Genomic DNA, 21,725 nt, shown 5'->3' on the forward strand with positions numbered 1-21,725 from the left:
AGCAGGTCCTCATCGAAAAATTCTGTCAACTTTTTCGGGACCTGCTCTAAAGCGAAATTTCGTCAATTCTTGCTTAAGGCTCTGCGCATAGGGTGATCGCGCGGATTTCCCGCGCGAAAGGACGCGCGATGCGCCTAGCTGCGCCGAATGGCGACGAAACGGCCGAGATTTCTCTCGAACGGCTGCACTATGGGAAGCTCGCTTTTGGCGCGACGCTGCGCGTGCCGGCGACCGCGGGCTATGGCGTGACCTTGCGCAGTTGCAATCTGCAGCCGGCCGACGACCGGCTGCTTTCGCCGCCGCGTCTGATGGCGCTTCGCCGCTTCGAGCCTGACCTCGTCGATCCTGCTTCTCGACGACGCGGCTCCTTCATTGCGCGGGTCGCCCCCGAGCCGAATTCTCGCCGCGCAATTTTTTTGCGCGCGCGCTTCCGGCCTGAAGACGGCGAAAGCGGCCATGGACGTCTCTATCAGCAGAGCGCCGTCTGGAGCGCGAGCGCCGCGGACTGGCGTCGACATCCGGCGGCGCTGCTCGCCATGGCGGACGCCGAGCTCGATGCACAACCGGATCTCGTGACCGAAGACGAGGCGACGCGCTACAACGCCGCGCCGGCGCGTTACCTCGTTCGCTTCATCGATCCGCGGGACGTTTGGAGCGCGCTCGAGGATGCGCTGGAAGCGACCCATTGGGCGACGCCAACGCTCGAATTTCTGGCGCGGGGCGCCGAAACGGGCCAGGACGCGACGCTGACCTTTGGCGCCGACGATTTTGCGAGCGAGACGGAGTTTCTCGGCGCTGTCGGCCTGGCGCTGCAGTTTTTGCCGGCGAGCTATCCCCGCTGGCGCGAGATCAGCGTCGTTTCCGGTCTGCTGCACGCGCCGCAGGGTCTTTGCCTGCGCTACGTTCCGTCGCTGCGCGCCGCGCGCGCAACCTCCGTCGCCGCCTGAACTCTAACCTGGCGAACGCCCCATCGGTCCCGGTTCGGCGATCAGGTAGCGCTCAAGCGCGCCGGAGCGCCGCCGCGGCAGGTTCGCGGCGCCGGCGTCCGAGTAATAGGCGCGCGGGCCGCTGGCGATGACGCCGTCGGCAGAATAATGCAAGGCGCGGGCGGAGCGCGGCTTCAGCGCCGCGAAGAGCCGCGCCTCAATCTGCCCGACGGTGACGTTGTCGACGAGATAGGCGCCTTTGCGGTCGACATGAGCGATTTCGTCGCGCACGAGCCGATTGAGAATAGCGACGATATTGTCGTGCACATTGGGCGGCAGCGTCGACATTGCTTCCGCGTCAGGGTCGATCTCGCTCATGTCGCCGTGAACCGGGCGCGCCGCGCGCAAGACGGCTTTCATCGCGCGGATATCGACGGGCTGCTCCTCGTCGTCGGAAAGATCGATCGGCGCGGCGAACTGACGCCGCTCGCGCGCCTCATAGCCGCGTTTGAAAATCTCCGACAGGAATTTCATGATGAACAGAAAGGCGTCCTGCGCCATCGCGACGCCGATCGCCATCGTTGAATCGGGGGTGAAGCTCCAGAAGGCTTCGCGCGCCAGTTCGAATTTATTGCGCTCGGAACTATGCGTGCGCAAATAGGCGTCGCTTTTTTTCAAAAGCTCGCGCACCTCGTCGTCTGAAAGCCCAGCCGCCTTGCCGGAGACGACGCAGGCGTCGACGAGGGTCTTCGCATCGTTGAAGCCGTTTGCCGCGGCGCCCCTGTCAGACGCCGGCGCCGAGCGAATCTTGGCGACAATCACTGAGAGTTCGTCGCGCAGCCCGGCTTCGAGCCCACATTTTTTATCGAAGGCCGCTCGGGCGGCGATCGTTTCGTCGCGCGCCGAGAGCAGATCGCGCGCCTCCCCCTGCGGTTCGCAGGTGAAGTCGCGCGGCACGCTTCCCGGCAGCGCGTTGGATTGCCGCGCCGCCGCGAGAATCGGTTCGCATAGGGGCTTCGCGTCGCGCACGGCGCGCCACGTCGGCTCGAGGCGCAGCTGGTCGCGCAGCGCGGCGAGGTCGCGCAACGTCGCGTCGAGATCGAGCGCGGCTTCGCCCTTCGGCATCGGCCGGCCGGAAGCGGCGCTCGCGGTCTCGGCCTTCTGTTTTAGCGTGATCGTCTGGGCGTTGAGCGCGTCGCGCCGCTTCACCGCGTTGGCGCGTTCGGTCGCGGGGCCCGCGAGCGTCTGCCTGAGCGCCGACACGCGTCGCATCGCTTCGGCGGCTTTTTCCTGATGCCCGCGGCAATTTGGGCCGCAGGCCGCGCCCAGCCCATCGAGTCCGTGCGCGGCGTCGACGGCGAGCTGTTCTTCCTGACGCGCCGTGGCGGCCACGGACGTCATCTCGTCCTGCTTCGCCTTGATGATGACGTCGAGCTCCGCGATGCTGCGCTCAAGCGCCTCGATGTCGCGTCGCGCATCCTCGAGCTGACGCATCGCCGCCTGCGCGCTTTCCATTTCCAGCGCGGCCTGGCTCGCGGCCTGCGCGATCACCGCCTGCTGCGCCTCCTGCCGCTTGCGAATGGCGTCGCGCAGCGCCGGCCCCGCTTGCCGCGCGGTGGCGATGAGGCCGTCGATTGAATCGAGATAGGCCTTGTAGCTGGGTGTCGCGGCGATGCGCGCCGAGTCCGCTTCGTAAGCGGCGGCGATGTCCTTCGTCGCCGGCAGCAGGACTTCCGTCGCAAGCTCCATCGGCTGAAGCTCGGCGACGATCTTGCGCGAGGAGAGCTTGAAGATGTTGTTGTAGTAGTAGGTGAAGGAAAAAAAGGCGGAGATCGAGAAGACGAAGGCGAAGACCAGCGCGGTCACGCCGGTCTTGATGATCATGCGTTCGCGGGCCATGCGCCGCCGCGCGATGAGCGCCGCAAGGTCGACGCCCAGCGACCAGGATGTTGAGGCGAGCATGGTGAGGACGGCGGTCGTCGCGATCAGCGTGCCCGCGATCCCGATCACGTCTCCGGGCTCCCTCTGCATGATGTCGATCATGCCGGACGAGGTTGTGTAGAAGACCCAGCCCAGAACGGGCAGGGCGGCGGCCATCCCGACACGGCCGAGGTTGAGATCGCCGCTCCACAGGCGGGCGAGCGGCGAAATCAGAGCGTCGAAAAGTCCGAAGCGCCGCCGCGGGGCCGAGGCGTCGGGGGCGCGCGCCTGCTGCGCAGAGGCGGTCATCGCGCGGACGCTCTCGACGCTGGAACCAGCCGGCTGCGCATATCCGCTCCCTTAGAAAAGCAATGACGGGTTGGTGACGTTGCCGGCGAATTGAGACGGATTTGCGCTCCGGCGCAAGGGCGAGCCGCCGCTGCGGCGCAGCGCGTCGCCTGCGCTCTCGGCGGATGCTCGCCGCGCGTCGCACCTTGGGGGGTGGTGCGGCGCGGCGCCCCCGCTTCCCCTTCCTGAACGATTCGTGCTAGACGGCGAGATTATTGTCTGCGGCTGGGCCGTTCGGCCGCGACTCGCGCTGACGGGCCTTGAACCCGTCAAGTCATCAAGGGGTCAGCCGTGGCCATTCCGTTCCGCTATATCGCAAAAATCGGCGCGTATCTCGTCAAGCAGCACCTCTTGGGCGTGCGGCGCTATCCGCTCGTGCTCATGATGGAGCCGCTGTTCCGCTGCAATCTGGCCTGCTCCGGCTGCGGCAAAATCGACTATCCCGATCATATCCTCAACAAGCGGCTTTCGGTCGAGGACGCGCTGCGCTCGGTGGACGAATGTGGCGCTCCGGTGGTGGTGATCGCCGGCGGCGAGCCGCTTCTGCACAAGGACCTCCCTCAGATCGTCGAAGGCGTCGTCGCGCGGCGCAAGTTCGCGATCGTCTGCACCAATGCTCTGCTGCTCGCCAAGAAGATCGACCTCTTCAAGCCGAGCCCCTATTTCACCTGGTCGATCCATCTCGATGGCGACAAGGAAATGCACGACCGCGCGGTCTGCCAGGACGGGGTCTATGAGCGCGCCGTCGAGGCGCTCAAACTCGCCAAGTCCAAGGGCTTCCGCGTCACCACCAACAGCACCTTCTTTTCCGACGCTGATCCCGAGCGCGTCGCGAAATTCCTCGACGCGACCACGGCGCTCGGCGTCGACGGGATGACGCTATCGCCGGGTTACGCTTATGAGCGGGCGCCGGATCAGACTCACTTCCTCAACCGCACGCGCACCAAGGACTTGTTCCGCGCCATTCTGCGTCGCGGCCGGGGCGGGAAGGCTTGGGAACTCTCCCAGTCGACGCTGTTCATGAATTTTTTGGCTGGCAATGTCAGCTATCGCTGCACCCCCTGGGGGATGCCGCTGCGCACGGTGTTTGGCTGGCAGCGTCCCTGCTATCTGCTCGGCGAGGGCTATGTGCCGACGTTCAAGCAGTTGATGGAGGAGACAGACTGGGACGCTTACGGCGTCGGCAATTACGAGAAATGCGCCGACTGCATGGTGCACTCCGGCTTTGAGGCGACCGCCGTCGCCGATTCGGTCCGCCGGCCTTGGCGGGCGGCCGCCGTCGCGCTCTTTGGCGTGCGCACCGAGGGGCCGATGGCGCCTGACGTCTCGCTCGAGAACCAGCGCCCAGCCGAATATGTCTATGACGAAAACATCGCCAAGCTCTCAGAGATCCGCGAGCACGAGGCGCAGCAACGGGCCGAGCAACGGTCCACAGCGGCCTAACGAGACGAAGGCGGCGCGGGAGTCGAGGCCCGCCCTAATCATGCCGCCAAGTTGATGCGGCCCGCGGATCAGCTCGCGGGCGACGCCGAGGGCGTGAATGTCGCCTTCAGGCGTCAGCGCTTTGGCGACGAGCGGCGGCAGCGCGCGCGCCGCCGGATCGCTGATCGCGCGCAGCGCGACGAAAGGAATGTCGCGCCGCCGCGCGAATTCTTCGGCAAGATGCGATTCCATGTCGACCGCGACAGCTTGCGCGCCTTCGCGCAGCGCCGCCTTGGCGGCTGGATGCATCGCGGGCTGATCGACGCCGATGATGGCCCCCGGCGCAACCTTGCAGCCAGCCGCGGCCGCGCCTTTCATCAGCACTGAAGCGAGCCGCGGATGGGTGTCGCGCCGCGCGTCGCCCCCGACGATGGCGTCGGCGACGACGACATGGCCGGGCCGCAGCGCGTAATCCAGTCCGCCCGCGAGTCCGAAGCTGACGACGGCGGAAAAATCAGTTTCGCCAAGCGCGTCGAGCGCTTGCCGAAGGCGCGCGACATTCGCGCCGCTGCACAACGTCGTGACGCCTTCGCCGGCGGCGCAGGCGGCCTCGCGCTTCATGCCGACGATGACGAGAATCGGCGCGAGGGCGCTCAGTTCGGCGGTTTTTCTACGGCCTGTCGCGCGCGCCATTGCTCCTCCGGCCGAGGCCGTATCAGCTTCATTGAAAGAATGTTTTTAGAGCCCGACCTGCACGCGCTTGCTGTTGGCGCGCCTCATATTGCGATAGCGCGCGAGCGCCCAGAGCGGGAAAAATTTTCCATAGCCATGATAGCGCAGATAGAAGACGCGCGGAAAACCCGTCGCGGTAAATCGCGCCTCATTCCATAGGCCGGCGTCGTTCTGCGTCGATTGCAGATAGGCGATCCCGCGCGCGACCGCCGGATGGTCGACGTCGCCCGCCGCCATCAGCCCGAGCAGCGCCCAGGCAGTTTGCGAGGCCGTCGAGGGGGATTTTTCATAGCCCTTGTAGTCCAGCTTGTAGCTCGCGAGGTCTTCGCCCCAGCCGCCATCCTCGTTCTGGATCGTCACGAGCCAGGCGACGGCGCGACGGTAAGCGTCATGGTCATGCGGCAGGCCGACGGCGTTGAGCGCGCACAGCGTCGACCAGGTTCCATAGATGTAATTCGCGCCCCAGCGGCCGAACCAACTGCCGTCCTTTTCCTGTTCTTTGAGCAGATAGTCGACGCCGCGCTTGAGACATTCGCTCGATTCGATCGTATCGCCGAGCTGCGCCAGCATGGACACGCAGCGCGCGGAAACGTCCGCCGTCGGCGGATCGAGCAGCGCGCCGTGATCGGCGAAGGGGATGTGGTTGAGATAGTGGCATGTGTTGTCGGCGTCGAAGGCGCCCCAGCCGCCGTTCTTCGACTGCATGCCGACGATCCATTCTTTGGCGCGGGCGATGCGTTCGTCATAGGGACGGGACGCGTCATTCGCCGTGAGGCGATCCATCGCCGTCACGACGACCGCCGTATCGTCGACGTCCGGATAATAGGCGTTGGCGTATTGGAAGGCCCATCCGCCGGGCCGAACGTCGGGCCGCTGCGCCGCCCAGTCGCCCTTGACGTCGAGCACCTGCAAGGGCGCGAGCCATTCGCAGGCCTGGCGCGCCTGTTCGCGCGCGTCTTCGTCGCCCGTCTCAAGCAGCGTGTGCGCCGTCAGACAAGTGTCCCACACCGGGGAGACGCAGGGCTGGCAATAGACTTCCGTATCGGTCGCGACGAGCAGCCGCTCGATCGCCTCGCGCGCCTGTTGCTTACGCTCGTCGGCGTCCGGCGCGCCGAGCACGTCATACATCAGCAGGCTGTTGACCATGGACGGAAAGATGCCGCCCAGTCCGTCGACGCCATTGAGACGCTCGGTCGTCCATGTCATGGCCAGTTCGATCGAGCGTTCGCGCGGGCCGTTGGGCATGTGCGGCTCAATCAAACGCAGAAGCTTGTCGAGCTGCCCGAAAATATTCGCCCAGGGCCAGGTCTGGTGTTCGCCCTTGGGCCACACCTTCACTTCTTCCGGCGGCGTCGTGAAGAGTTCGCCGATGTGAATGTTCCTCGGGTTCTTCGCCCGCGGCTTTTTCGTCATCAGCACCAGCAGCGGCACGAGAACGGTGCGGCCCCAATAGGAAATCTTGTCGAGGTGGAAGGGAAACCACTTCGGCAGCAGCATGATTTCGACCGGCATCACCGGCACGCCGCGCCACGGGATTTCGCCGTAAAGCGCCAGCAGCGCGCGCGTAAACACATTGCTCTTGGCGGCGCCGCCATAGGCGAGGATCGCCGCGCGCGCGCGCGCCATATGCGGCGCGTCGATGTCGTCGCCGATCATCTTGAGCGCGAAATACGCTTTCACGCTGGTGCTGATGTGGAAAGGCCCGTCTTGATAAAGCGGCCAACCGCCGTGATCGCCCTGACAACGGCGCAGATAGACCGCGATCTTGCGCTCGAGTTCGGCGTCGACCGGCTCGGCGCGGAAATGGCGCATCAGCACATATTCAGCCGAGAGGGTCGTGTCGGCTTCGAGCTCGAAGCAGAAATGTCCATCGCCTTTGCCGAGCGACAGCAGCGCGCGCTTGGCGTTCTGAATGCTCGTCTCCAGCGCCTCGGTCGAAACGGCGGTGAAATTAGCGTCAATACGCGCGGCGGCGTTCATGGCAATCCCTTTGTATGTGCGGTCACGCGATGCTGAGCGTCGCGGACTTCGCCGACTCATGATGCGGCTTCACCACGATCTCGACGTCCTGCCCCAAGGCGACGAGAAATCGCATGAGCCGCTCCAGCGAAAACTGCCGGAAATCGCCGTGCAGCAGCTTCGACACGTCCGGCTGCTTGACGCCGAAAAGTTGCGCGGCTTGCACCTGCTTCAACCCGCGCTCCTTGAGCAGCGCTTCGATCTTGCGAACGAGCTGCGCCTTGAGGAGGTGGTCGTCGGGCGGCGCCTTGGGCGCGGGCGAGTCTTCGGTCATCTCGGCTTGGGGGATGTATTGGACGCCAAGTTCGCGCCCATGCGCATGGGCTATAGTGAATTGACTATATCGTCAAGTCGAGTCTGGCTCGTCGATTGCTACAGGAACGGGTGAGGGCGCCTGGCGCCGGCGTGGCGCGCGACTTTGTCCGAAAGGTGAGCCGATGGACGAACTCTATGTGATTTGTCGGACAGACGAGATCGAGGACGCCGAGGCGACGGGATTCGTCCTGATGCGCGCCGAGGCGAGCGGCGACGCCGCCCCCTATCCGATCCTGATCACACGCAAGGGCAACAATTTCTACGGATTCGAAAACGCCTGCCCGCATGAAGGCGAGCGGCTCGACGTCAATCCCGGCCACTTCATGGACGAGGAAGGCAATTTCCTCGAATGCGGCAGGCATCATGCGCAGTTCGACATCGACACCGGCCACTGCTTCATCGGCCCCTGTCAGGGCCAACGGCTGACGCCGATCAAACTCGTCGTCGACGAGGGCGACGTCTGCCTCACCGGCGTGCTGCTCGCCGAAGAATGAAAGGCGCTCTATGACCGATATGGCGGAACTGCAAAAGCGAAAGCAACCGCTCAATCTCGCGATCGTGCATGTCGATCCCGACGCCTTCATCGCGAATTATGTGCCGTGGCTCGAGATCACGAGTTTCATCACGGCGCTGCGCGCGGGCGACGCCGAGGTCCCCGCCGACGGCGCGACGCCGAAGCTGACGCCGCAGCAGATCAAAGGCGCGGCCGCGGTGAATTACGGGGGAGACGCGCTCTTTGCCTTTTGCATGGCCGCGGCGCTGAAAGGCGACAAGGCGGCGGTTGAAAAGGTCGACGCGGCGCTCACCGAGCAGCTCGGCCAGGAGTTTCCAGGATCGACGGCGCTGTGGAGTTTCCGATCGCCCATCGCCTCGCCGATGAGCCTTGAAGATCATGTCGGGCAGGCCGCGCAGAAAATGCTTGCAGGCGACATCCCGCCGCCGCCCATGCGCGCGCGAGAGAACTGGAACGCTGGCCTGCGCTTCTTCGAAAAGGCGCGCAAATCGAATTTCGTGAACGAGATCGTCTATCCGCTGGCGTTGTGGACGCGCGCCAAATGGACGGAAACGCTGGAGAAGGGCGTCGCCTTCATGGCGCATATCGAGGACAGCGTGCCGGAGTTGCAGGAATGCCTCGCCGAAACGCGCAACGATCAGGCCTTCATCGCCAATATGCTGCTGAAGATGGCCCCGGCGATCGAGACCGACCTAACGGACGAGATGCAGGGGTTCCTGCGCTCGCTGTCGCGGCGGGTGTAGGCCGCGCCGTAACGCCGCGACGAGGCGCCACTGTAAAAACTGCTGATGTTTTTGCCGGGCGAAACGAAGTCTTAACCATCGGCCGCCGATGGTCGTTCGAACGGAGCGAGAGGAGTGAGCATGGCTACGAACACGGAAGGCGAACGCGCACTGGCCGACCTCGAGGCCGGTAAGTTTTCTTTCCCGATGGTCGACTCCATCAGGGATCACGTGAATCAGCTCGACGCCGAGCTGCAACGGGTCAGGACGGAGCTGCAGCGCGTCAATTCGCTGCATGCGGGCGCCGTCAACCAGCTCAGACAGCAGGAGTTTACGATCCTGCGGCTCGAAGGAGAGCTGCGCAAGCTGAACGCCAGACTCTACGCCCTGCTGAAGGCCAATGTTTTGACGGAGCTCGCCCTGCGCGAGATGAAGCGCGGCGCCGCGAAATTTGTCGAACTTCTCCCGATCGCGCGCCGCCATGCCGAAAATGGTTCAAAGGCGGCGCTGGCCTATCTCTCGACGCTTGATCTTCAGGCCAAGGTCGAGGCGGTGAAGACGCATCCGCTGACCGAGAAGACGCTCGCCTGGCTGGCGAATCTCGATCTGCGGGCCGAGTGGACGAAGCTGAAGACGCATCCGCGGACGATAAAGGCTATGAGCGAGCTGCAGTCGGCCCTTCTCAAGGCGAAGGACAATCTGCCGGTCGTGCAGAAGCGGATCGCCGCGCTTGTCGAAAAGGCGACGGCTTATATTGCCGAGCTGCAAAAGAAGGCTGCGTAAATTCGACGAGGGCAGGGCGCAAAGCTGCGCCCGCTCGCTGGCCGCGCGCGACCGGAATCTACGGGCGCGGGCCTTGCGGCCTACGATTAAGTCCGTTGCGTCTACCTGAGCGCAAGTCTGTGCGTGCGACGGCAGTTCGCAATCACGCCGGCGCCGGCGTGCGCGCGGGCTTGACCGGTCCGACGTCGACCTGAATCTCGTCGCCCTCCACGCGAAGCGCATAGGGGTGGAGCGCATTGCGGACGAGATGCGTCACGCATTTGCCGCTTGTGCTGTCGAACCCCCATTGGTGGTGCGGACAGGTGACGGTCTGGCCGTTGAAGGTCGCCTCGCTCAATGGCATGTCCGCATGCGGACAGCGCCCGCGATAGGCCTTGAGTTCGCCGCCGGTCGGCCAAACCAGGAGCACGCTCTTTTTGCCGGCATGGAAGAGGCCCATGCCGCCTTCGCTCACGGCCCCGGTGGTACAGATCGCGGTGAACGCCATCGTGATCGCCTTCAGAAGATCAACCTCTGAAGGTGGTAGCAAATTGCAGACCAGGGGAACGTGCGGCGACGAGCCGGGCGCGCAACTACGAGACAGCGGTCGCATGGCAGAGTCGAACCGGCGCGGGCCTTGCGGCCGCCCGGTTACGCCTCACTGCGGCGAAGAGAAGGTTATTGTGAGCGGATCGTTAAGGCTTGCGCATTGGTCGTAGGGCTGCACCGTACCCGACGGATAGCCGCAGTAGTAGAGACCATTGCCAGTTTGTGTTCCCATGGGATTGCTGCCGCCATCGCTCATGGGGCTGAAGAACGCCTGATAGCAGCCCGTCCCCAAATTGCCTGCGCAGTTCTTGAGAGTCGGCGCGAGCGAGCTGTAGCCACATTTGCTTGGATAGTTTGCAGGTCCCAAAGAGGGCGTCCCTCCGCAGGTGAAGGTGGCGTGGCCAGCGCTGCAGGAGACTTGAACGCCGAAATTGTAATTTGCGGGCCCCTGACTGGCGCAATACCCCGGCGATGAAGTTTTGTTCTGCTGGTTGGCAGGGTCCACCTGGATAGGATTCAACTGGGACACGCTGTAGCCGGACTGTACGACGCCGTTGTCATAATAGGTGCAGTTCGGAAGCCATTGCGGGTCGTTGCAGGCGACGCCATTCGCGTCCACATTCCTCGGGATCACGCTGATGTCATATCCGAGCCCGGAACCCGTGCCGGATACTTCGATAATCGTCATCGGTTGCAGAGAGGCAGGCGTACAACCAGTCATCGACTGGGTGTTCGCGCAGACCTTGTTTTGCGCGGAAGGCCAGCTCACCGAGCCCGTGCATGTCGCGCCTTGAGGAACGATTAAGTTGTTATTCGAGTCAAAGGTGCATCCGCCGGAAAAGGAAACTCCCGGAAGCAGATTCGATCCTGTCGGGCCATAGGCTCCGACGATTATTTGCTGCCCGACATTGTTGATGAAATTCACCTGAGCGCTGACATTCTGCGCGTGGCCGAACCGAGTGAAGCAAATCAGCGCGCTCATGATCGCAGCGAGTTGAAACAGCGATCGTGAAAATGAGGATGTATCGTTTCTCATTTCATCGTCCTACGTCTTTGAAATTAAAAACTCGAAAGCGCCGAAACTGAGCGCCGACGATAAACGGCGGTTCTGTCGAGTTTAAGCTAATGGCCCTCGGTAGCGCTTGTCTAGGCGGAGCCCCTGCAGAGATGTGGAAATGCTAATCTCAGCGAAGGCGCTAAACAGGAAAGACGCTTGCGTGGTGCGGGCGGCCGGAATCGAACCGGCACAGGCCTTGCGGCCCTACGGATTTTAAGTCCGTTGCGTCTACCAGTTTCGCCACGCCCGCGGAGCGTTCGTTTATAGGGGCGCGGACCCGACGCCGCCAAGCGGATTATATGCGCCGTCGTCGCCGGCCCTCGGGCTTGGCGTCCGGCGCGCCGATCGGCGCCTGAAACGACAGGCCCGTGTCCCAGGGGAAGAAGATCCAGGTGTCCTGCGAGACTTCGGTGACGAAGGTGTCGACCATCGGCAGGCCCTGCGGCTTGGCGTAGACAGTGGCGAAATGCGCATTCGCCAGCGTGTCCCGCACGGCTTTCGCCGTGGCGCCGGTGTCCACGAGATCGTCGATGATGAGCACTTCGGAGCTTGGCCGCGCGAGAATCGTGTCGGTCAGAGGCTTAAGCACCTGGATCTCGCCCCGCTCCGTTTCCTCGTGATAGCTCGCGACGCAGATGGTTTCGATGACCCTTATGCCGAGCTCGCGCGCCACGATCGCCGCGGGCACCAGACCGCCGCGCGTCACCGCCACAATCGCCGAGAATCCGCCGATAGAAGCGAGACGCCAGGCGAGCGCGCGCGCGTCGCGGTGAAAAATGTCCCAGGAGACCGGAAAGATCTTGTCGGACCCGTACATCAGCTTCAAACCTCCCGCGGCCACGCGTCAGCGCGCGTTTTCCTTCGATAGCGACGCGAGCATCGCGCGCGCCGCGGTCGTCGCGCGCGCCAAGAGCGCCGCGTCGCGACTGCGCAGCACAATCTGATTCCTGAATCCGGCGCTCGTAAAGGACGGATAGGAGCCGACGCTCACGCCATCATGGCCGCGCGCGATCGCTTCTAGTCCCGCGGCGTAGGCGCCTTCCGGAACGCCGTAAGCTTCTATTGTCTCGACGAGCACCGGCGGGCCGGCCGCGAGCCGCGGCCCGACCACGTCCATCATATTCTGCATGATCATCGGCACGCCGGCCATGACGATGACATTGCCGATCCAGAATCCCGGCGCCTTGGAAATGGCGTTGAAAATCAGCTCCGCGCCCTTTGGAATGCGCGCCATCCGCCGGCGCGCCGGATTCAGCTCGCCTTCCGAAAAGCGTTCCCGAAGGAGCGCTATGGCGCGCGGATCCTCGCCGATGTCGACGCCGAAGGCGCGGGCGACCGCATCGGCGGTGATGTCGTCATGGGTCGGCCCGATGCCGCCGGTTGTGAAGACATAGGTGTAGCGGGCGCGCAGCGCATTCAGCGCCTCGACGATCGCCTCCGTCTCGTCGGGCACGATTCGCGCCTCGCGAAGATCGACGCCGATCTGCGCGAGATAATTCGCGATATAGCTTGTGTTCACGTCCTGCGTGCGGCCGGACAAGATTTCATCGCCGATCACGAGAACCGCCGCGCTTGCCGGCCTGTCGCCCGCCGTTTCTTGCGCCATTACGGGCCTCCCTGTCGCTGATTATGACCATGGCGGCCGTGAACGCCAGCCCTGCCGCTCATTCCGCAGCAGCGGGCGCGACCAGGGTAAATTGCTCGACGGCGGCGGCGATGCGGCGCAGCAGGCCCAGGCAGGCCACAATGAAGATGACGTCAAGGGCCGGCGAAGCGAGGCTTGCCTCCTGCAAAATCTGCCCGAGCGCGCTCAGCAGGCTGACGCTTGAATAGGTCGAGAGGCCATTGCGGCCGAGCAGCGTGAAGAATGGAAAAAGCCGCGTTTGGCTCAGCGCTGCGGTGATCTTCGAAAAATGAAGCACATAAGCGAGGGCGACGAAATCGATGATGCGGACGACGCCAAGATCCGTCTTGTCCCAGTCGAGATAGCGCCCTGCGGCGTCGACAAGCCCGGGCGCCAAGCCAAACGCATTGGAGACGACGAGCGACGACAGGATGGTGAAGGCGAGAGCGAGTCGATAGGCGATGGCGTGATAAGGCACCCCGCGCGTTTTGAGCGCGCCGCCGCAGTAGATCCCCAGGGCGAACATAAATTGCCAGGCGAATGGATTGAAATACCAGTAGCCGGGCTCGGGCCATGTGGGAACATTGAACCCCAACAAGCGCGCGGCGGCATAAACCGCGGCCGAGGCCGCAAGCATGCGTAAACCGCCGCGCGAAGCGCATGCGAAGAGCGCCGGCGCAAGCGCGATCAGCACGACATAGAGTGGCAATATGTTGAAGTAAGCGACTTGGTGACTGAGCGCGAGAATGCCGACGACGCCTCGCGCCGGGTCGGCGAAAGGCGCGGCGCGGCTGTTTTCGGAGCCGAGGAAATCCCAGGGCGTGAAATAGCTCGCGACGCCATAAAGCGCCAACGCCGCCGTGGTCAGACCGAGATGGGCGCCGTAAAGGCGCAGGGCGCGGCCGTAGAGCGAAGCCGCGGCGTCTACGACATTGCGCCTGAATTTTTCGCCATAGGCCAGGGCGATCGAAACGCCCGAAAGAAAGACAAAGCCTTCGGCTGCATCAGAAAAGCCGAAATTGCGCGGCGTGATCGCGCCGAGCACATTGCCCGGGATGTGATTCACCAGGATGATGGCGAGGGCCGCGCCCCGCCAGAAATCTATGCCCTCGACTCGCTTTCCCTGCACCCGCTTTCGACGCCCTTTTGTCCCTGCGCCCGTGGCGCGGTAGCAAGCCGCATGCCTCCTTTGATATTGAACCGCGGCTGTCCCGCCAAGACCGCGTTGCGGGCTTTCCAACGGAATCGCGGGCGGCATCCCGCGGCAGCCTTGCGTTGCCGCCTCAAACCATTACCTTGTCGAGCATACCCTTCGCCCAGGAAAGCCGAGCCGCCACGTTACATGACTTTTATCGAATCTCATCTCGCGCCCGCCGCGCGCAAAAGCGGACAGATCAAGCTGCACGGTCCCCAGGATTTCGAGGGCATGCGCGCCGCGGGCAGGCTGACGGCGGAGGCGCTGGACATGCTGGTCGAACACGTCCAGCCGGGCGTGACGACGCAGGCGCTCGACGATCTGGTTTTCGACTTCGCCATGGCGCATGGCGCCTATCCCGCGCCGCTCGACTATCGCGGCTACCGGAAGTCGATCTGCACCTCGATCAACCATGTCGTCTGCCATGGCGTGCCGGACAGCAAGCCTTTACGCGAAGGCGACATCGTCAATATCGACGTGACGTTCATCCTCGACGGCTGGCACGGCGACGCCAGCCGTATGTTCGCCGTCGGCGAAATTCCACGACGGGCGCAACGACTGATCGACGTGACCTATGAGTCGCTTGAGCGGGGCGTCGCCGCCGTCAAGCCTGGCGCGACGACCGGCGACATCGGCGCGGCGATTCAGCACTATGCCGAAAGCGAGCGCTGTTCGGTCGTGCGGGATTTTTGCGGCCACGGGCTCGGGCGCGTATTCCACGACGAGCCGAATATTCTGCACTATGGCGTCAAGGGCGAGGGCGTCGAGTTGCGGCCGGGCATGTTCTTCACCATTGAGCCGATGATCAATCTCGGCCGGTCGCAGGTGAAAATCTTGTCGGACGGCTGGACGGCCGTCACCCGCGACCGCTCCCTGTCCGCGCAGTTCGAACATTCGATCGGCGTCACCGAAACGGGCGTGGAAGTCTTCACCAAGTCGCCGGCGGGGCTCGATAATCCCTCTGCCGCGCGCGCCGACGTATGAAGAAGGCGGCTGACGCCGCATCCAGCGACGGCTCTGGCCTGCGCGAGGCCGCGCCCCACTATCACGGCCACCGGCAGCGCCTGCGCGATCGCTTCATGGAAGCCGGCGAAGCGGCGCTTGCCGATTACGAAATGCTGGAGCTGCTGTTGTTTCGCGCCATCGCGCGCCGCGACGTGAAGCCGCTCGCCAAGGCCTTGATCACGCGCTTCGGCTCCTTCGCCGAGACGGTCGCGGCGCGGCCGGAAAGGCTTCGTGAGGTTGAGGGCCTCAGCGAAGCGGCGATCGTCGAAATCAAGCTTGTGGAAGCTGCGGCGAAACGCCTGGCGCGCGGCGCCCTGCAAAAGCGTCCTGTGCTTTCCTCATTCATGGAGGTACTCGACTATTGCCGAACGGCGATGGCTTTCGCCGAGCGGGAGGAGTTTCGCATCCTGTTCCTCGACAAACGCAACGCGCTGATCGCCGACGAGGTGCAGGGCGTCGGAACCATCGACCATACGCCCGTCTATCCGCGCGAAATCGTCAGACGTGCGCTGGAGCTTGGCGCGAGTGCGCTCATCCTGGCGCATAACCATCCATCCGGAGATCCGACGCCATCGTCCGCCGACATCCGCATGACGAAGGACATCGCCGCCATCGCGCAGCCGTTCGGCATTACAGTCCACGACCACATCATTGTCGGCCGTCATGGCCATGCCAGCTTCAGAGGGCTGAAGCTCATTTGACGCGAAGTCCGTGCACAGGCGTCAGGCTTGACGCGACACTTTCAAAAGCGGGCTGAGTCGTATTGTCCTATTTCGTCACGCCGCTCATCATCGCCACCGCGCTCTTCATGGAGCAGCTCGACGGCACTGTGCTCGCCACGGCGCTGCCGGCGATGGCGGCCGATCTTCACGAAGATCCCGTGGCGCTGAAACTCGCGCTGACGTCCTATCTTCTATCGCTCGCGGTCTTCATTCCGCTTTCGGGCTGGGCGGCGGATCGCTTTGGCGCACGGCGGGTCTTTCGCGCGGCGATCATCGTTTTCACCTTCGGCTCCATTCTCTGCGGCCTGTCCAATTCGCTCGGCGCGATCGTGGCGTTCCGGATCGTGCAAGGCCTCGGCGGCGCGATGATGACGCCGGTCGGACGCCTCGTGCTGCTGCGCACCGCGCCGCGCCACGAACTTGTGCGCGCCATGGCCTATCTTACCATCCCGGCGCTCATGGGCCCGATGATCGGCCCGCCGATCGGCGGCTTCATCGCGACGTATTTTCACTGGCGCTACATCTTCTGGATCAATGTCCCGATCGGCGCGCTCGGCGTCATGCTGGTCACGCGCTTTATTCCAGACATGCGCGAGGAATGGACGCCGCCGCTCGACGTCGCCGGCGCGATCCTTTCGGGCGTCGGCCTCTCCTGCCTCGTCTTTGGCTTCACGATCGCGGGGCGCGGCTTCGCGCCGGCGCCGGTCGTGGTTTTGATCGTCGCGCTCGGGGCAGGGGCGCTCTTCGCTTATGTGCGCCACGCGAAACGCGCGCCCTATCCGATCGTCGATCTCGATCTCTTGCGGATCCCGACGTTCCGCGCGGCGGTCTTTGGGGGCTTTCTGTTTCGCGTTGGCTTGGGCGCAACGCCCTTCCTGCTACCGCTGTTGTTGCAAGCGGGCTTCGGACTCTCCGCTTATGAAGCGGGGCTTCTGACCTTCGTTTCGGCGGCAGGCGCGATGGCGATGAAAACGACCGCGCAGCCAATCCTGCGGATTTTCAGCTTTCGGCGGGTGCTGATCGTCAATGCGCTCATCTCCGCCGGCTTTCTCGCCTTCAACGCCAGTTTCACGGCGGCGACGCCGCATTTGGTCATCATGGGCGCGCTGCTCGTTGGCGGCTTTTTCCGCTCGCTGGAGTTTACGGCGCTCAACGCCATCGCCTACGCCGACGTCGATCAGGATGCGATGAGCCGCGCCACGAGTTTCGCCTCCGTCGCGCAGCAATTGTCGCTGTCGACGGGCGTCGCCATTGGCGCGGCGGCGCTGGAGGCGACGCGCGCGCTGCGCGGCGGCGGCGCGCTGCAGGCGGCGGATTTCACGCCGGCCTTCATTGTCGTGGCGCTGATCTCGATGCTTTCGGTGATGAGCTTCCTGCCGCTCGCGCCCAATGCGGGCGACGACCTGACGGGGCGCCGAAAACGCGTGTAATCTCACGGCCGATCGGCGGGCTGAGAGCTCTTGTCGATGAGGATCGCGCGCGCCAAATCGACTGAAACGAGGATGTTATGTCGAACGCAGCCCAAGACTTCATCGCCGGGCTCCCGAAGGCGGAGCTTCACCTTCATATCGAGGGGACGCTTGAACCCGAGATGGCCTTCGCGCTCGCCGAGCGCAACGGCGTCAAGCTCCCGTACGCTTCGGTCGAGGCGATGCGCCGCTTATACGATTTCCAAAACCTCGCGGACTTTCTCGATCTTTATTATCAGGCGACGCAGGCGCTCTTGACCGAGCGAGACTTCTACGATCTGGCGCGCGCGTATCTCGACCGCGCCCGCGAGGAAAATGTTCGCCACGCCGAAATCTTTTTCGATCCGCAGGCGCATACGCGCCGCGGCGTTCCCTTGGGCGCAGTCGTGGAGGGATTGAGCGCAGCTCTGAACGACGCCGCGCGCGAGGGCGGGCCGACCTCGCGCCTCCTCATGTGCTTCCTGCGCGATCTCGATGCGGCGGACGCCATGGCCACGCTCGAAGCGGCGCGCCCCTGGCTCGATCGCATTACCGGGGTCGGACTGGATTCCGCAGAAGCCGGAAATCCTCCGGGCAAGTTCACAGAGGTTTATGAGCGCGCCCGTTCGCTCGGCCTGCGCGCCGTGGCGCATGCGGGCGAAGAAGGACCCGCCGCCTATGTCTCCGAAGCGCTGGATCGCTTGAAGGTCGAGCGCATCGACCACGGCGTTCACGCGATCGATGACGCGCCCCTGGTTCAGCGGCTCGCGCGCGAGCGGGTTCCGCTGACCGTCTGTCCGCTGTCGAATATACGCCTTCGCGTCTATCCCGATATGCGCGCGCATCCGATTCAGCGGCTCTTCGAGGCAGGCGTCGTCGTGACCGTCAATTCGGACGATCCGGCCTATTTTGGCGGCTATGTGAACGAGAACTACCGCGCCATTCAGCAGGCTTTCGCATTAGGAGCAGCCGAGCTGAGGCAGCTCGCGAAAAACAGTTTCGCGGCCTCGTTTCTTTCTGATGAGGAAAAGAGAGAAAGGATCGCCGAGGTCGACGCCTACGCCGCAAAAGCGCGCGGCGCCTAAGCGCATAGCCTATTCGAAGCGGCGCCCGCGAAAGCCCGTCGCCAGGACATAGAGCTCGGCCGAACCCGCGCGGCTCGCCGCCGGCTTGACGTGCCGCACCGTCGCGAAATCGCGCTTGAGCCGCGTGAGCAGCTGGCCTTCGGTTCCACCTTGCAGCACCTTGGCGATGAAGAAGCCGCCTTCCGCCAACACGTCGCAAGCGAAATCAGCGGCAAGCTCGGCGAGAGCCACGATGCGCAGATGATCCGTCGCCCGATGCCCAGTGGCGTTCGCGGCCATGTCCGACATCACGCCGTCGGCGTGGCCTCCCAGCATTTCTCTGATGAATTCCGGCGCGTCGGGATCGTTGAAATCCTTCACCGCGAATTCGACGCCATCGATCGGCTCCATGTCGAGAAGATCGACGGCGACGACTTTGCCCTTCCCCTCTTTCGCCTTCACATGCGCGGCGGCGACCTGTGACCAGCCGCCAGGCGCGGCGCCAAGATCGACGATGCGGTCGCCCGGCTTAAAGAGATGATAGCGATCATCCATCTCGATGAGCTTATAGGCGGCGCGCGAGCGGTAGCCCTCGCGCTTAGCCCGCGCGACATAAGGATCATTGAGCTGGCGCTCCAGCCAGAGCGTCGAGGAGAGCGACCGCTTGCGCGCGGTTTTGACCCGCGTCTTGAGCGATCGTCCGCCTTCGCGCCCGGACTCTTTCGTCACGCGTGCACCTTGTCGCGCGGGCTGAAGACGCCGCCGGGCGCCGGCTCCATGACGATGTCTCGATCGTGGAAGGCGTGCAGCGTCGACCGATGGCCGATCGAGACGATCGTCGTGCCGGGCAGCCGCTCGCGCAGCATCGCGTAGATCTCTTCTTCGAGCTGCTCGTCGAGCGCCGACGTCGCTTCGTCGAGGAAAAGCCAATCCGGCTTGGCGAGAAGCGCGCGGGCGATGGCGACGCGCTGCTGCTCGCCGCCTGAAAGCCGCTGACCCCAGTTGTTTTCCTCGTCGAGGCGCTCCACGAAAGGCGCAAGCCGCGCAGCGCGCAATGCCTCCTGAACGTCAGCGCGCGAATAGTCGTCGACATGGCCGGGATAGACGATGGCGTCGGCCAGCGCCCCCATCGGAATGTAGGGCCGCTGCGGCGCCAGCATCACCTTCGCGCCGCGCGGAGTCAGCACCTCGCCCGAAGCATAAGGCCAGATGCCGGCGATGGTGCGAAACAGCGTCGACTTGCCGGAACCCGACGGGCCGGTGAGCAGCGCCGACTGGCCGGCGGCGAGCGTCAGATCGTCGACCGTTACGATTTGGCGTCCATCGGGCAAAGCAAGCGTCAGCCCGCGCAGGCGAATATCAGCGCCGTCCGTCGGAAAGACAATCTGCGTCGCGGACGTCAGCCCGCGGGCCGTATCGATCGCGTGGTCAAAGGACGACAAGCGGTCGAGCACGGACTTAAAATTGGCGAGAGAGGTGTAATAGCTGATGAAGAAGGTCAGCGCGCTCTCCACCCGGCCAAAGGCGCTCGCCGTTTGCGTCATGACGCCGAGCGTAATGCGCCCGGCGAAATAGAAGGGCGCCGTGATCACGTAAGGAATGATCGGCGACAACTGTCCGTAGGTGGAGGTGAACACCATCAGCTGCTTGCGCTTCTGCACGATCGCCAGATAGTTGACGATAATGCCGGCGAAGCGCCGGAGCAGCGAGCCGCGCTCGGCAGGCTCGCCGCCGAGCAGCGCGATCTGCTCGCTGTATTCGCGCATACGGGCCAGCGAAAAGCGGAAATCGGCCTCGCGTCTCTGCCGATCAAAGTAGAGCCCGGTGAGAGTGCGGCCGATAAGATGCGTCACCAGCGTTCCCACCGCCGCATAGATCAACACCGCCCAGAACAGGAAGCCGGGAATATAGATCTCCGTTCCGGGCAGCGGATAATTGCCGGAAAGATCCCACAGCACATAGGCGAAGGAAACGAGCGAACTCAAGGTGGAGATCAGCAGGATCGAATAGGAGTAGACGCCGTAGCCTTCCTCCCCGCCGCTGATGAAGCGATTGACGTCTTCGGCGATGCGCTGGTCCGGATTGTCAGCGCCGCTCCCGGCGAGCGCCATCCCGTAATGCGTGTGCGCGCCGAGCCAGCGCTCGATATAATGTTCCGTCAGCCACCGGCGCCAGCGGATAATCAGCATCGACTGCAGAACGAATTCGATGATCACGGAGGCAACGTAGACGAAGGCCCATGGCGTGAACACCAGGAAGAGCTGCCGCCAGAACTCGGCAGCGTTCTTTTCTTGAATGGCGTTGTACCAGTCGCGATTGAAGAAGGACAGGCGGACGGTGATGCCGACCTGTCCTTGATTGAGGAGCACGAGCACCACCACCATGGCGATGGCGATCGCGCTCTCTCGCGCCGCAAAGGGCTGGAATGGCCAGACGCGCCCTTCGCCACGATCGCGCGAACTGAAATAAAGATCGGCGATGCGCGTCATCTCCCGCACGACTGGAAGGTGCGAGATCGCGTAAACGATGATCGAGAACACCGCCACGGTGAGCGGCATGGTTTCGGGCGGCGCATAGTCTTTCATCGACTCCGGCCATAGGCCTTCCGCCTGGGCGAGGCCGACGAGTCCGAAGATGATCGTCTCCGTTGAAAAAATGAAGGCGAAGATTTTCAGGAAGCTCGACATGTCGGCCGCGCGCCATGTCGTATAGGCGCAGAGCGCCGCCGCGGCGACGAGGACGAATAGGCTGGAGTCGCCTTTATGGGCGCCGACCAGCGCGGTAAGCGCCGCGAAGACCGCGACCGCCACGCTCAATTTCCGCATCTTTCACCTTGGATGTGAGAAGCCGCTCGGCTCGCCGCGACCGCGTCGCCGGCGATTGCCGTCTAGCCCCATGATAGAGGAGTCAGTCCTCTTCAGGAATGACCGCGTCGCCATTGACATGCGCGACAAGCACGGGCGAGGCCTTAAAGGTCAGCACGCGGCGCGACGTTATCGTGGCCTCGACGCCAGTTTTGGGATTGCGGCCAATGCGCTCACGCTTGGCGCGCACGTTGAAAGTCCCGAAAGAACGCAGTTTTACGGATTCGCCGCGGAGCAAAGCTTCGCTGATCTCGTCAAAAGTCGCGTCCAGGATTTTGCGGGCTTCGGCGCGGGACAGCGATGGGCAACAGCCATAGACGGCTTCTCGCAGCGCCGCCCGCGTCAAGGTGCTGCCTGGGGCGGTTCTCCTTACCATGCGAAGAAAGCGCCCAATGATCGTTCTGTCGGGACTGGGCTGGACACAATTCCCCCTCGAAGCTTCTGGCAATCGCAACATGGCAATAAGTGGGCGCTGAACCCATGGCCTCATAGTACGCATAAACGACCGATTTGCAAG

21 protein-coding genes and 1 tRNA gene are annotated in these 21,725 nt (G+C 63.8%); 9 read left to right on the forward strand and 13 right to left on the reverse strand.

Annotated elements, in window-relative coordinates; all coding sequences use genetic code 11:
• The first annotated feature begins 128 nt into the window (after positions 1 to 128).
• Entirely contained in the window at positions 129 to 947 is an 819-nt protein-coding gene (locus HUN39_RS04310) for a hypothetical protein (RefSeq protein ID WP_175093262.1), read from the forward strand.
• A 3-nt stretch (positions 948 to 950) separates the two neighbouring features.
• Here HUN39_RS04310 and HUN39_RS04315 read toward each other — a convergent pair whose 3' ends face one another.
• The gene (locus HUN39_RS04315) at positions 951 to 3,155 is read right to left on the reverse strand and encodes a coiled-coil domain-containing protein (RefSeq protein WP_175093263.1); all 2,205 of its coding nucleotides are present in this window, start codon (positions 3,153 to 3,155) and stop codon (positions 951 to 953) included.
• Between the two features lie 330 nt (positions 3,156 to 3,485).
• Here HUN39_RS04315 and hpnH point away from each other — a divergent pair, with 330 nt between their 5' ends.
• A complete protein-coding gene (gene hpnH / locus HUN39_RS04320) occupies positions 3,486 to 4,637 on the forward strand; it encodes an adenosyl-hopene transferase HpnH (protein WP_175093264.1) in 1,152 nt (383 codons plus the stop codon).
• Here the strand turns inward: hpnH and HUN39_RS04325 are convergent.
• The 3 genes from HUN39_RS04325 to HUN39_RS04335 are packed head-to-tail and all read right to left on the reverse strand — an operon-like array spanning position 4,578 to position 7,641.
• Positions 4,578 to 5,309 carry a phosphorylase family protein gene (locus HUN39_RS04325; protein WP_175093265.1) on the reverse strand — a complete coding sequence of 244 codons (732 nt, stop codon included), beginning with the start codon at positions 5,307 to 5,309 and terminating at the stop codon, positions 4,578 to 4,580. The two genes, hpnH and HUN39_RS04325, sit on opposite strands and share 60 nt — an antisense overlap.
• 45 nt (positions 5,310 to 5,354) lie before the next feature.
• Positions 5,355 to 7,328 (reverse strand): squalene--hopene cyclase, encoded by a 1,974-nt coding sequence (gene shc / locus HUN39_RS04330; protein ID WP_175093266.1) that lies wholly within the window; start codon positions 7,326 to 7,328, stop codon positions 5,355 to 5,357.
• A 22-nt stretch (positions 7,329 to 7,350) separates the two neighbouring features.
• Entirely contained in the window at positions 7,351 to 7,641 is a 291-nt protein-coding gene (locus HUN39_RS04335; RefSeq protein ID WP_175093267.1) for a helix-turn-helix domain-containing protein, read from the reverse strand.
• 163 nt (positions 7,642 to 7,804) lie between these two features.
• Between HUN39_RS04335 and HUN39_RS04340 the strand changes: the two genes are divergently transcribed.
• From HUN39_RS04340 to HUN39_RS04350, 3 genes are all read left to right on the forward strand, one after another.
• Positions 7,805 to 8,176: a Rieske (2Fe-2S) protein gene (locus HUN39_RS04340; RefSeq protein WP_123177143.1), complete on the forward strand. Its 372-nt coding sequence runs from the start codon at positions 7,805 to 7,807 to the stop codon at positions 8,174 to 8,176.
• 10 nt (positions 8,177 to 8,186) lie between these two features.
• The gene (locus HUN39_RS04345) at positions 8,187 to 8,939 is read left to right on the forward strand and encodes a hypothetical protein (protein WP_175093268.1); all 753 of its coding nucleotides are present in this window, start codon (positions 8,187 to 8,189) and stop codon (positions 8,937 to 8,939) included.
• A 120-nt stretch (positions 8,940 to 9,059) separates the two neighbouring features.
• Positions 9,060 to 9,701 carry a hypothetical protein gene (locus HUN39_RS04350; protein WP_175093269.1) on the forward strand — a complete coding sequence of 214 codons (642 nt, stop codon included), beginning with the start codon at positions 9,060 to 9,062 and terminating at the stop codon, positions 9,699 to 9,701.
• Positions 9,702 to 9,843: 142 nt separating this feature from the next.
• Here the strand turns inward: HUN39_RS04350 and HUN39_RS04355 are convergent, their stop codons facing one another.
• The 6 genes from HUN39_RS04355 to HUN39_RS04380 all read right to left on the reverse strand — a co-directional run bounded on the left by HUN39_RS04355 (position 9,844) and on the right by HUN39_RS04380 (position 14,039).
• Positions 9,844 to 10,188, reverse strand: coding sequence for a Rieske (2Fe-2S) protein (locus tag HUN39_RS04355; RefSeq protein ID WP_175093270.1), 345 nt, complete (start codon positions 10,186 to 10,188; stop codon positions 9,844 to 9,846).
• 150 nt (positions 10,189 to 10,338) lie between these two features.
• On the reverse strand, positions 10,339 to 11,265 hold the full coding sequence (locus HUN39_RS04360; RefSeq protein WP_175093271.1) for a hypothetical protein: 927 nt from the start codon (positions 11,263 to 11,265) through the stop codon (positions 10,339 to 10,341).
• Positions 11,266 to 11,447: 182 nt separating this feature from the next.
• Positions 11,448 to 11,536: transfer RNA gene (locus HUN39_RS04365), tRNA-Leu, on the reverse strand.
• A 45-nt stretch (positions 11,537 to 11,581) separates the two neighbouring features.
• Positions 11,582 to 12,103 carry a xanthine phosphoribosyltransferase gene (gpt, locus tag HUN39_RS04370; protein WP_175093272.1) on the reverse strand — a complete coding sequence of 174 codons (522 nt, stop codon included), beginning with the start codon at positions 12,101 to 12,103 and terminating at the stop codon, positions 11,582 to 11,584.
• A 27-nt stretch (positions 12,104 to 12,130) separates the two neighbouring features.
• A complete protein-coding gene (locus tag HUN39_RS04375; protein ID WP_175093273.1) occupies positions 12,131 to 12,892 on the reverse strand; it encodes a competence/damage-inducible protein A in 762 nt (253 codons plus the stop codon).
• 58 nt (positions 12,893 to 12,950) lie between these two features.
• Positions 12,951 to 14,039, reverse strand: a complete 1,089-nt coding sequence (locus tag HUN39_RS04380; protein WP_175093274.1) for an OpgC family protein — start codon at positions 14,037 to 14,039, stop codon at positions 12,951 to 12,953.
• Between the two features lie 213 nt (positions 14,040 to 14,252).
• Here HUN39_RS04380 and map point away from each other — a divergent pair, with 213 nt between their 5' ends.
• The 4 genes from map (at position 14,253) to HUN39_RS04400 (ending at position 18,365) form a co-directional block, all read left to right on the forward strand.
• Positions 14,253 to 15,089 (forward strand): type I methionyl aminopeptidase, encoded by an 837-nt coding sequence (gene map / locus HUN39_RS04385; protein WP_175093275.1) that lies wholly within the window; start codon positions 14,253 to 14,255, stop codon positions 15,087 to 15,089.
• On the forward strand, positions 15,086 to 15,811 hold the full coding sequence (gene radC / locus HUN39_RS04390; protein WP_175093276.1) for a RadC family protein: 726 nt from the start codon (positions 15,086 to 15,088) through the stop codon (positions 15,809 to 15,811). Before map ends, radC begins: the two co-directional genes overlap by 4 nt.
• A 62-nt stretch (positions 15,812 to 15,873) precedes the next feature.
• Entirely contained in the window at positions 15,874 to 17,262 is a 1,389-nt protein-coding gene (locus HUN39_RS04395) for a DHA2 family efflux MFS transporter permease subunit (protein ID WP_175093277.1), read from the forward strand.
• Between the two features lie 77 nt (positions 17,263 to 17,339).
• Entirely contained in the window at positions 17,340 to 18,365 is a 1,026-nt protein-coding gene (locus HUN39_RS04400; RefSeq protein WP_175093278.1) for an adenosine deaminase, read from the forward strand.
• A 9-nt stretch (positions 18,366 to 18,374) separates the two neighbouring features.
• On the opposite strand, the gene HUN39_RS04405 is transcribed toward HUN39_RS04400, so the two are convergent.
• From HUN39_RS04405 to HUN39_RS04415, 3 genes are all read right to left on the reverse strand, one after another.
• On the reverse strand, positions 18,375 to 19,073 hold the full coding sequence (locus tag HUN39_RS04405; RefSeq protein WP_175093279.1) for an RlmE family RNA methyltransferase: 699 nt from the start codon (positions 19,071 to 19,073) through the stop codon (positions 18,375 to 18,377).
• A complete protein-coding gene (locus HUN39_RS04410; RefSeq protein WP_175093280.1) occupies positions 19,070 to 21,169 on the reverse strand; it encodes an ABC transporter ATP-binding protein/permease in 2,100 nt (699 codons plus the stop codon). The genes HUN39_RS04405 and HUN39_RS04410 overlap by 4 nt, the downstream gene beginning before the upstream one ends.
• Positions 21,170 to 21,251: 82 nt before the next feature.
• On the reverse strand, positions 21,252 to 21,584 hold the full coding sequence (locus HUN39_RS04415) for an integration host factor subunit alpha (RefSeq protein ID WP_124737291.1): 333 nt from the start codon (positions 21,582 to 21,584) through the stop codon (positions 21,252 to 21,254).
• Positions 21,585 to 21,725 lie beyond the last annotated feature (141 nt).

Origin of the sequence: Methylocystis silviterrae (assembly GCF_013350005.1) — a bacterium.
Classification (GTDB): Bacteria; Pseudomonadota; Alphaproteobacteria; order Rhizobiales; family Beijerinckiaceae; genus Methylocystis; species Methylocystis silviterrae.

Excerpts from the sequence above, each read along its gene's own strand:
- HUN39_RS04310 (WP_175093262.1), top strand. The coding sequence starts at position 129 with ATGCGCCTAGCTGCGCCGAATGGCGACGAAACGGCCGAGATTTCTCTC.
- HUN39_RS04315 (WP_175093263.1), bottom strand. The coding sequence starts at position 3,155 with ATGACCGCCTCTGCGCAGCAGGCGCGCGCCCCCGACGCCTCGGCCCCG.
- HUN39_RS04325 (WP_175093265.1), bottom strand. The coding sequence starts at position 5,309 with ATGGCGCGCGCGACAGGCCGTAGAAAAACCGCCGAACTGAGCGCCCTC.
- shc (WP_175093266.1), bottom strand. The coding sequence starts at position 7,328 with ATGAACGCCGCCGCGCGTATTGACGCTAATTTCACCGCCGTTTCGACC.
- HUN39_RS04335 (WP_175093267.1), bottom strand. The coding sequence starts at position 7,641 with ATGACCGAAGACTCGCCCGCGCCCAAGGCGCCGCCCGACGACCACCTC.
- HUN39_RS04340 (WP_123177143.1), top strand. The coding sequence starts at position 7,805 with ATGGACGAACTCTATGTGATTTGTCGGACAGACGAGATCGAGGACGCC.
- HUN39_RS04345 (WP_175093268.1), top strand. The coding sequence starts at position 8,187 with ATGACCGATATGGCGGAACTGCAAAAGCGAAAGCAACCGCTCAATCTC.
- HUN39_RS04350 (WP_175093269.1), top strand. The coding sequence starts at position 9,060 with ATGGCTACGAACACGGAAGGCGAACGCGCACTGGCCGACCTCGAGGCC.
- HUN39_RS04355 (WP_175093270.1), bottom strand. The coding sequence starts at position 10,188 with ATGGCGTTCACCGCGATCTGTACCACCGGGGCCGTGAGCGAAGGCGGC.
- HUN39_RS04360 (WP_175093271.1), bottom strand. The coding sequence starts at position 11,265 with ATGAGAAACGATACATCCTCATTTTCACGATCGCTGTTTCAACTCGCT.
- gpt (WP_175093272.1), bottom strand. The coding sequence starts at position 12,103 with ATGTACGGGTCCGACAAGATCTTTCCGGTCTCCTGGGACATTTTTCAC.
- HUN39_RS04375 (WP_175093273.1), bottom strand. The coding sequence starts at position 12,892 with ATGGCGCAAGAAACGGCGGGCGACAGGCCGGCAAGCGCGGCGGTTCTC.
- map (WP_175093275.1), top strand. The coding sequence starts at position 14,253 with ATGACTTTTATCGAATCTCATCTCGCGCCCGCCGCGCGCAAAAGCGGA.
- radC (WP_175093276.1), top strand. The coding sequence starts at position 15,086 with ATGAAGAAGGCGGCTGACGCCGCATCCAGCGACGGCTCTGGCCTGCGC.
- HUN39_RS04400 (WP_175093278.1), top strand. The coding sequence starts at position 17,340 with ATGTCGAACGCAGCCCAAGACTTCATCGCCGGGCTCCCGAAGGCGGAG.
- HUN39_RS04410 (WP_175093280.1), bottom strand. The coding sequence starts at position 21,169 with ATGCGGAAATTGAGCGTGGCGGTCGCGGTCTTCGCGGCGCTTACCGCG.
- HUN39_RS04415 (WP_124737291.1), bottom strand. The coding sequence starts at position 21,584 with ATGGTAAGGAGAACCGCCCCAGGCAGCACCTTGACGCGGGCGGCGCTG.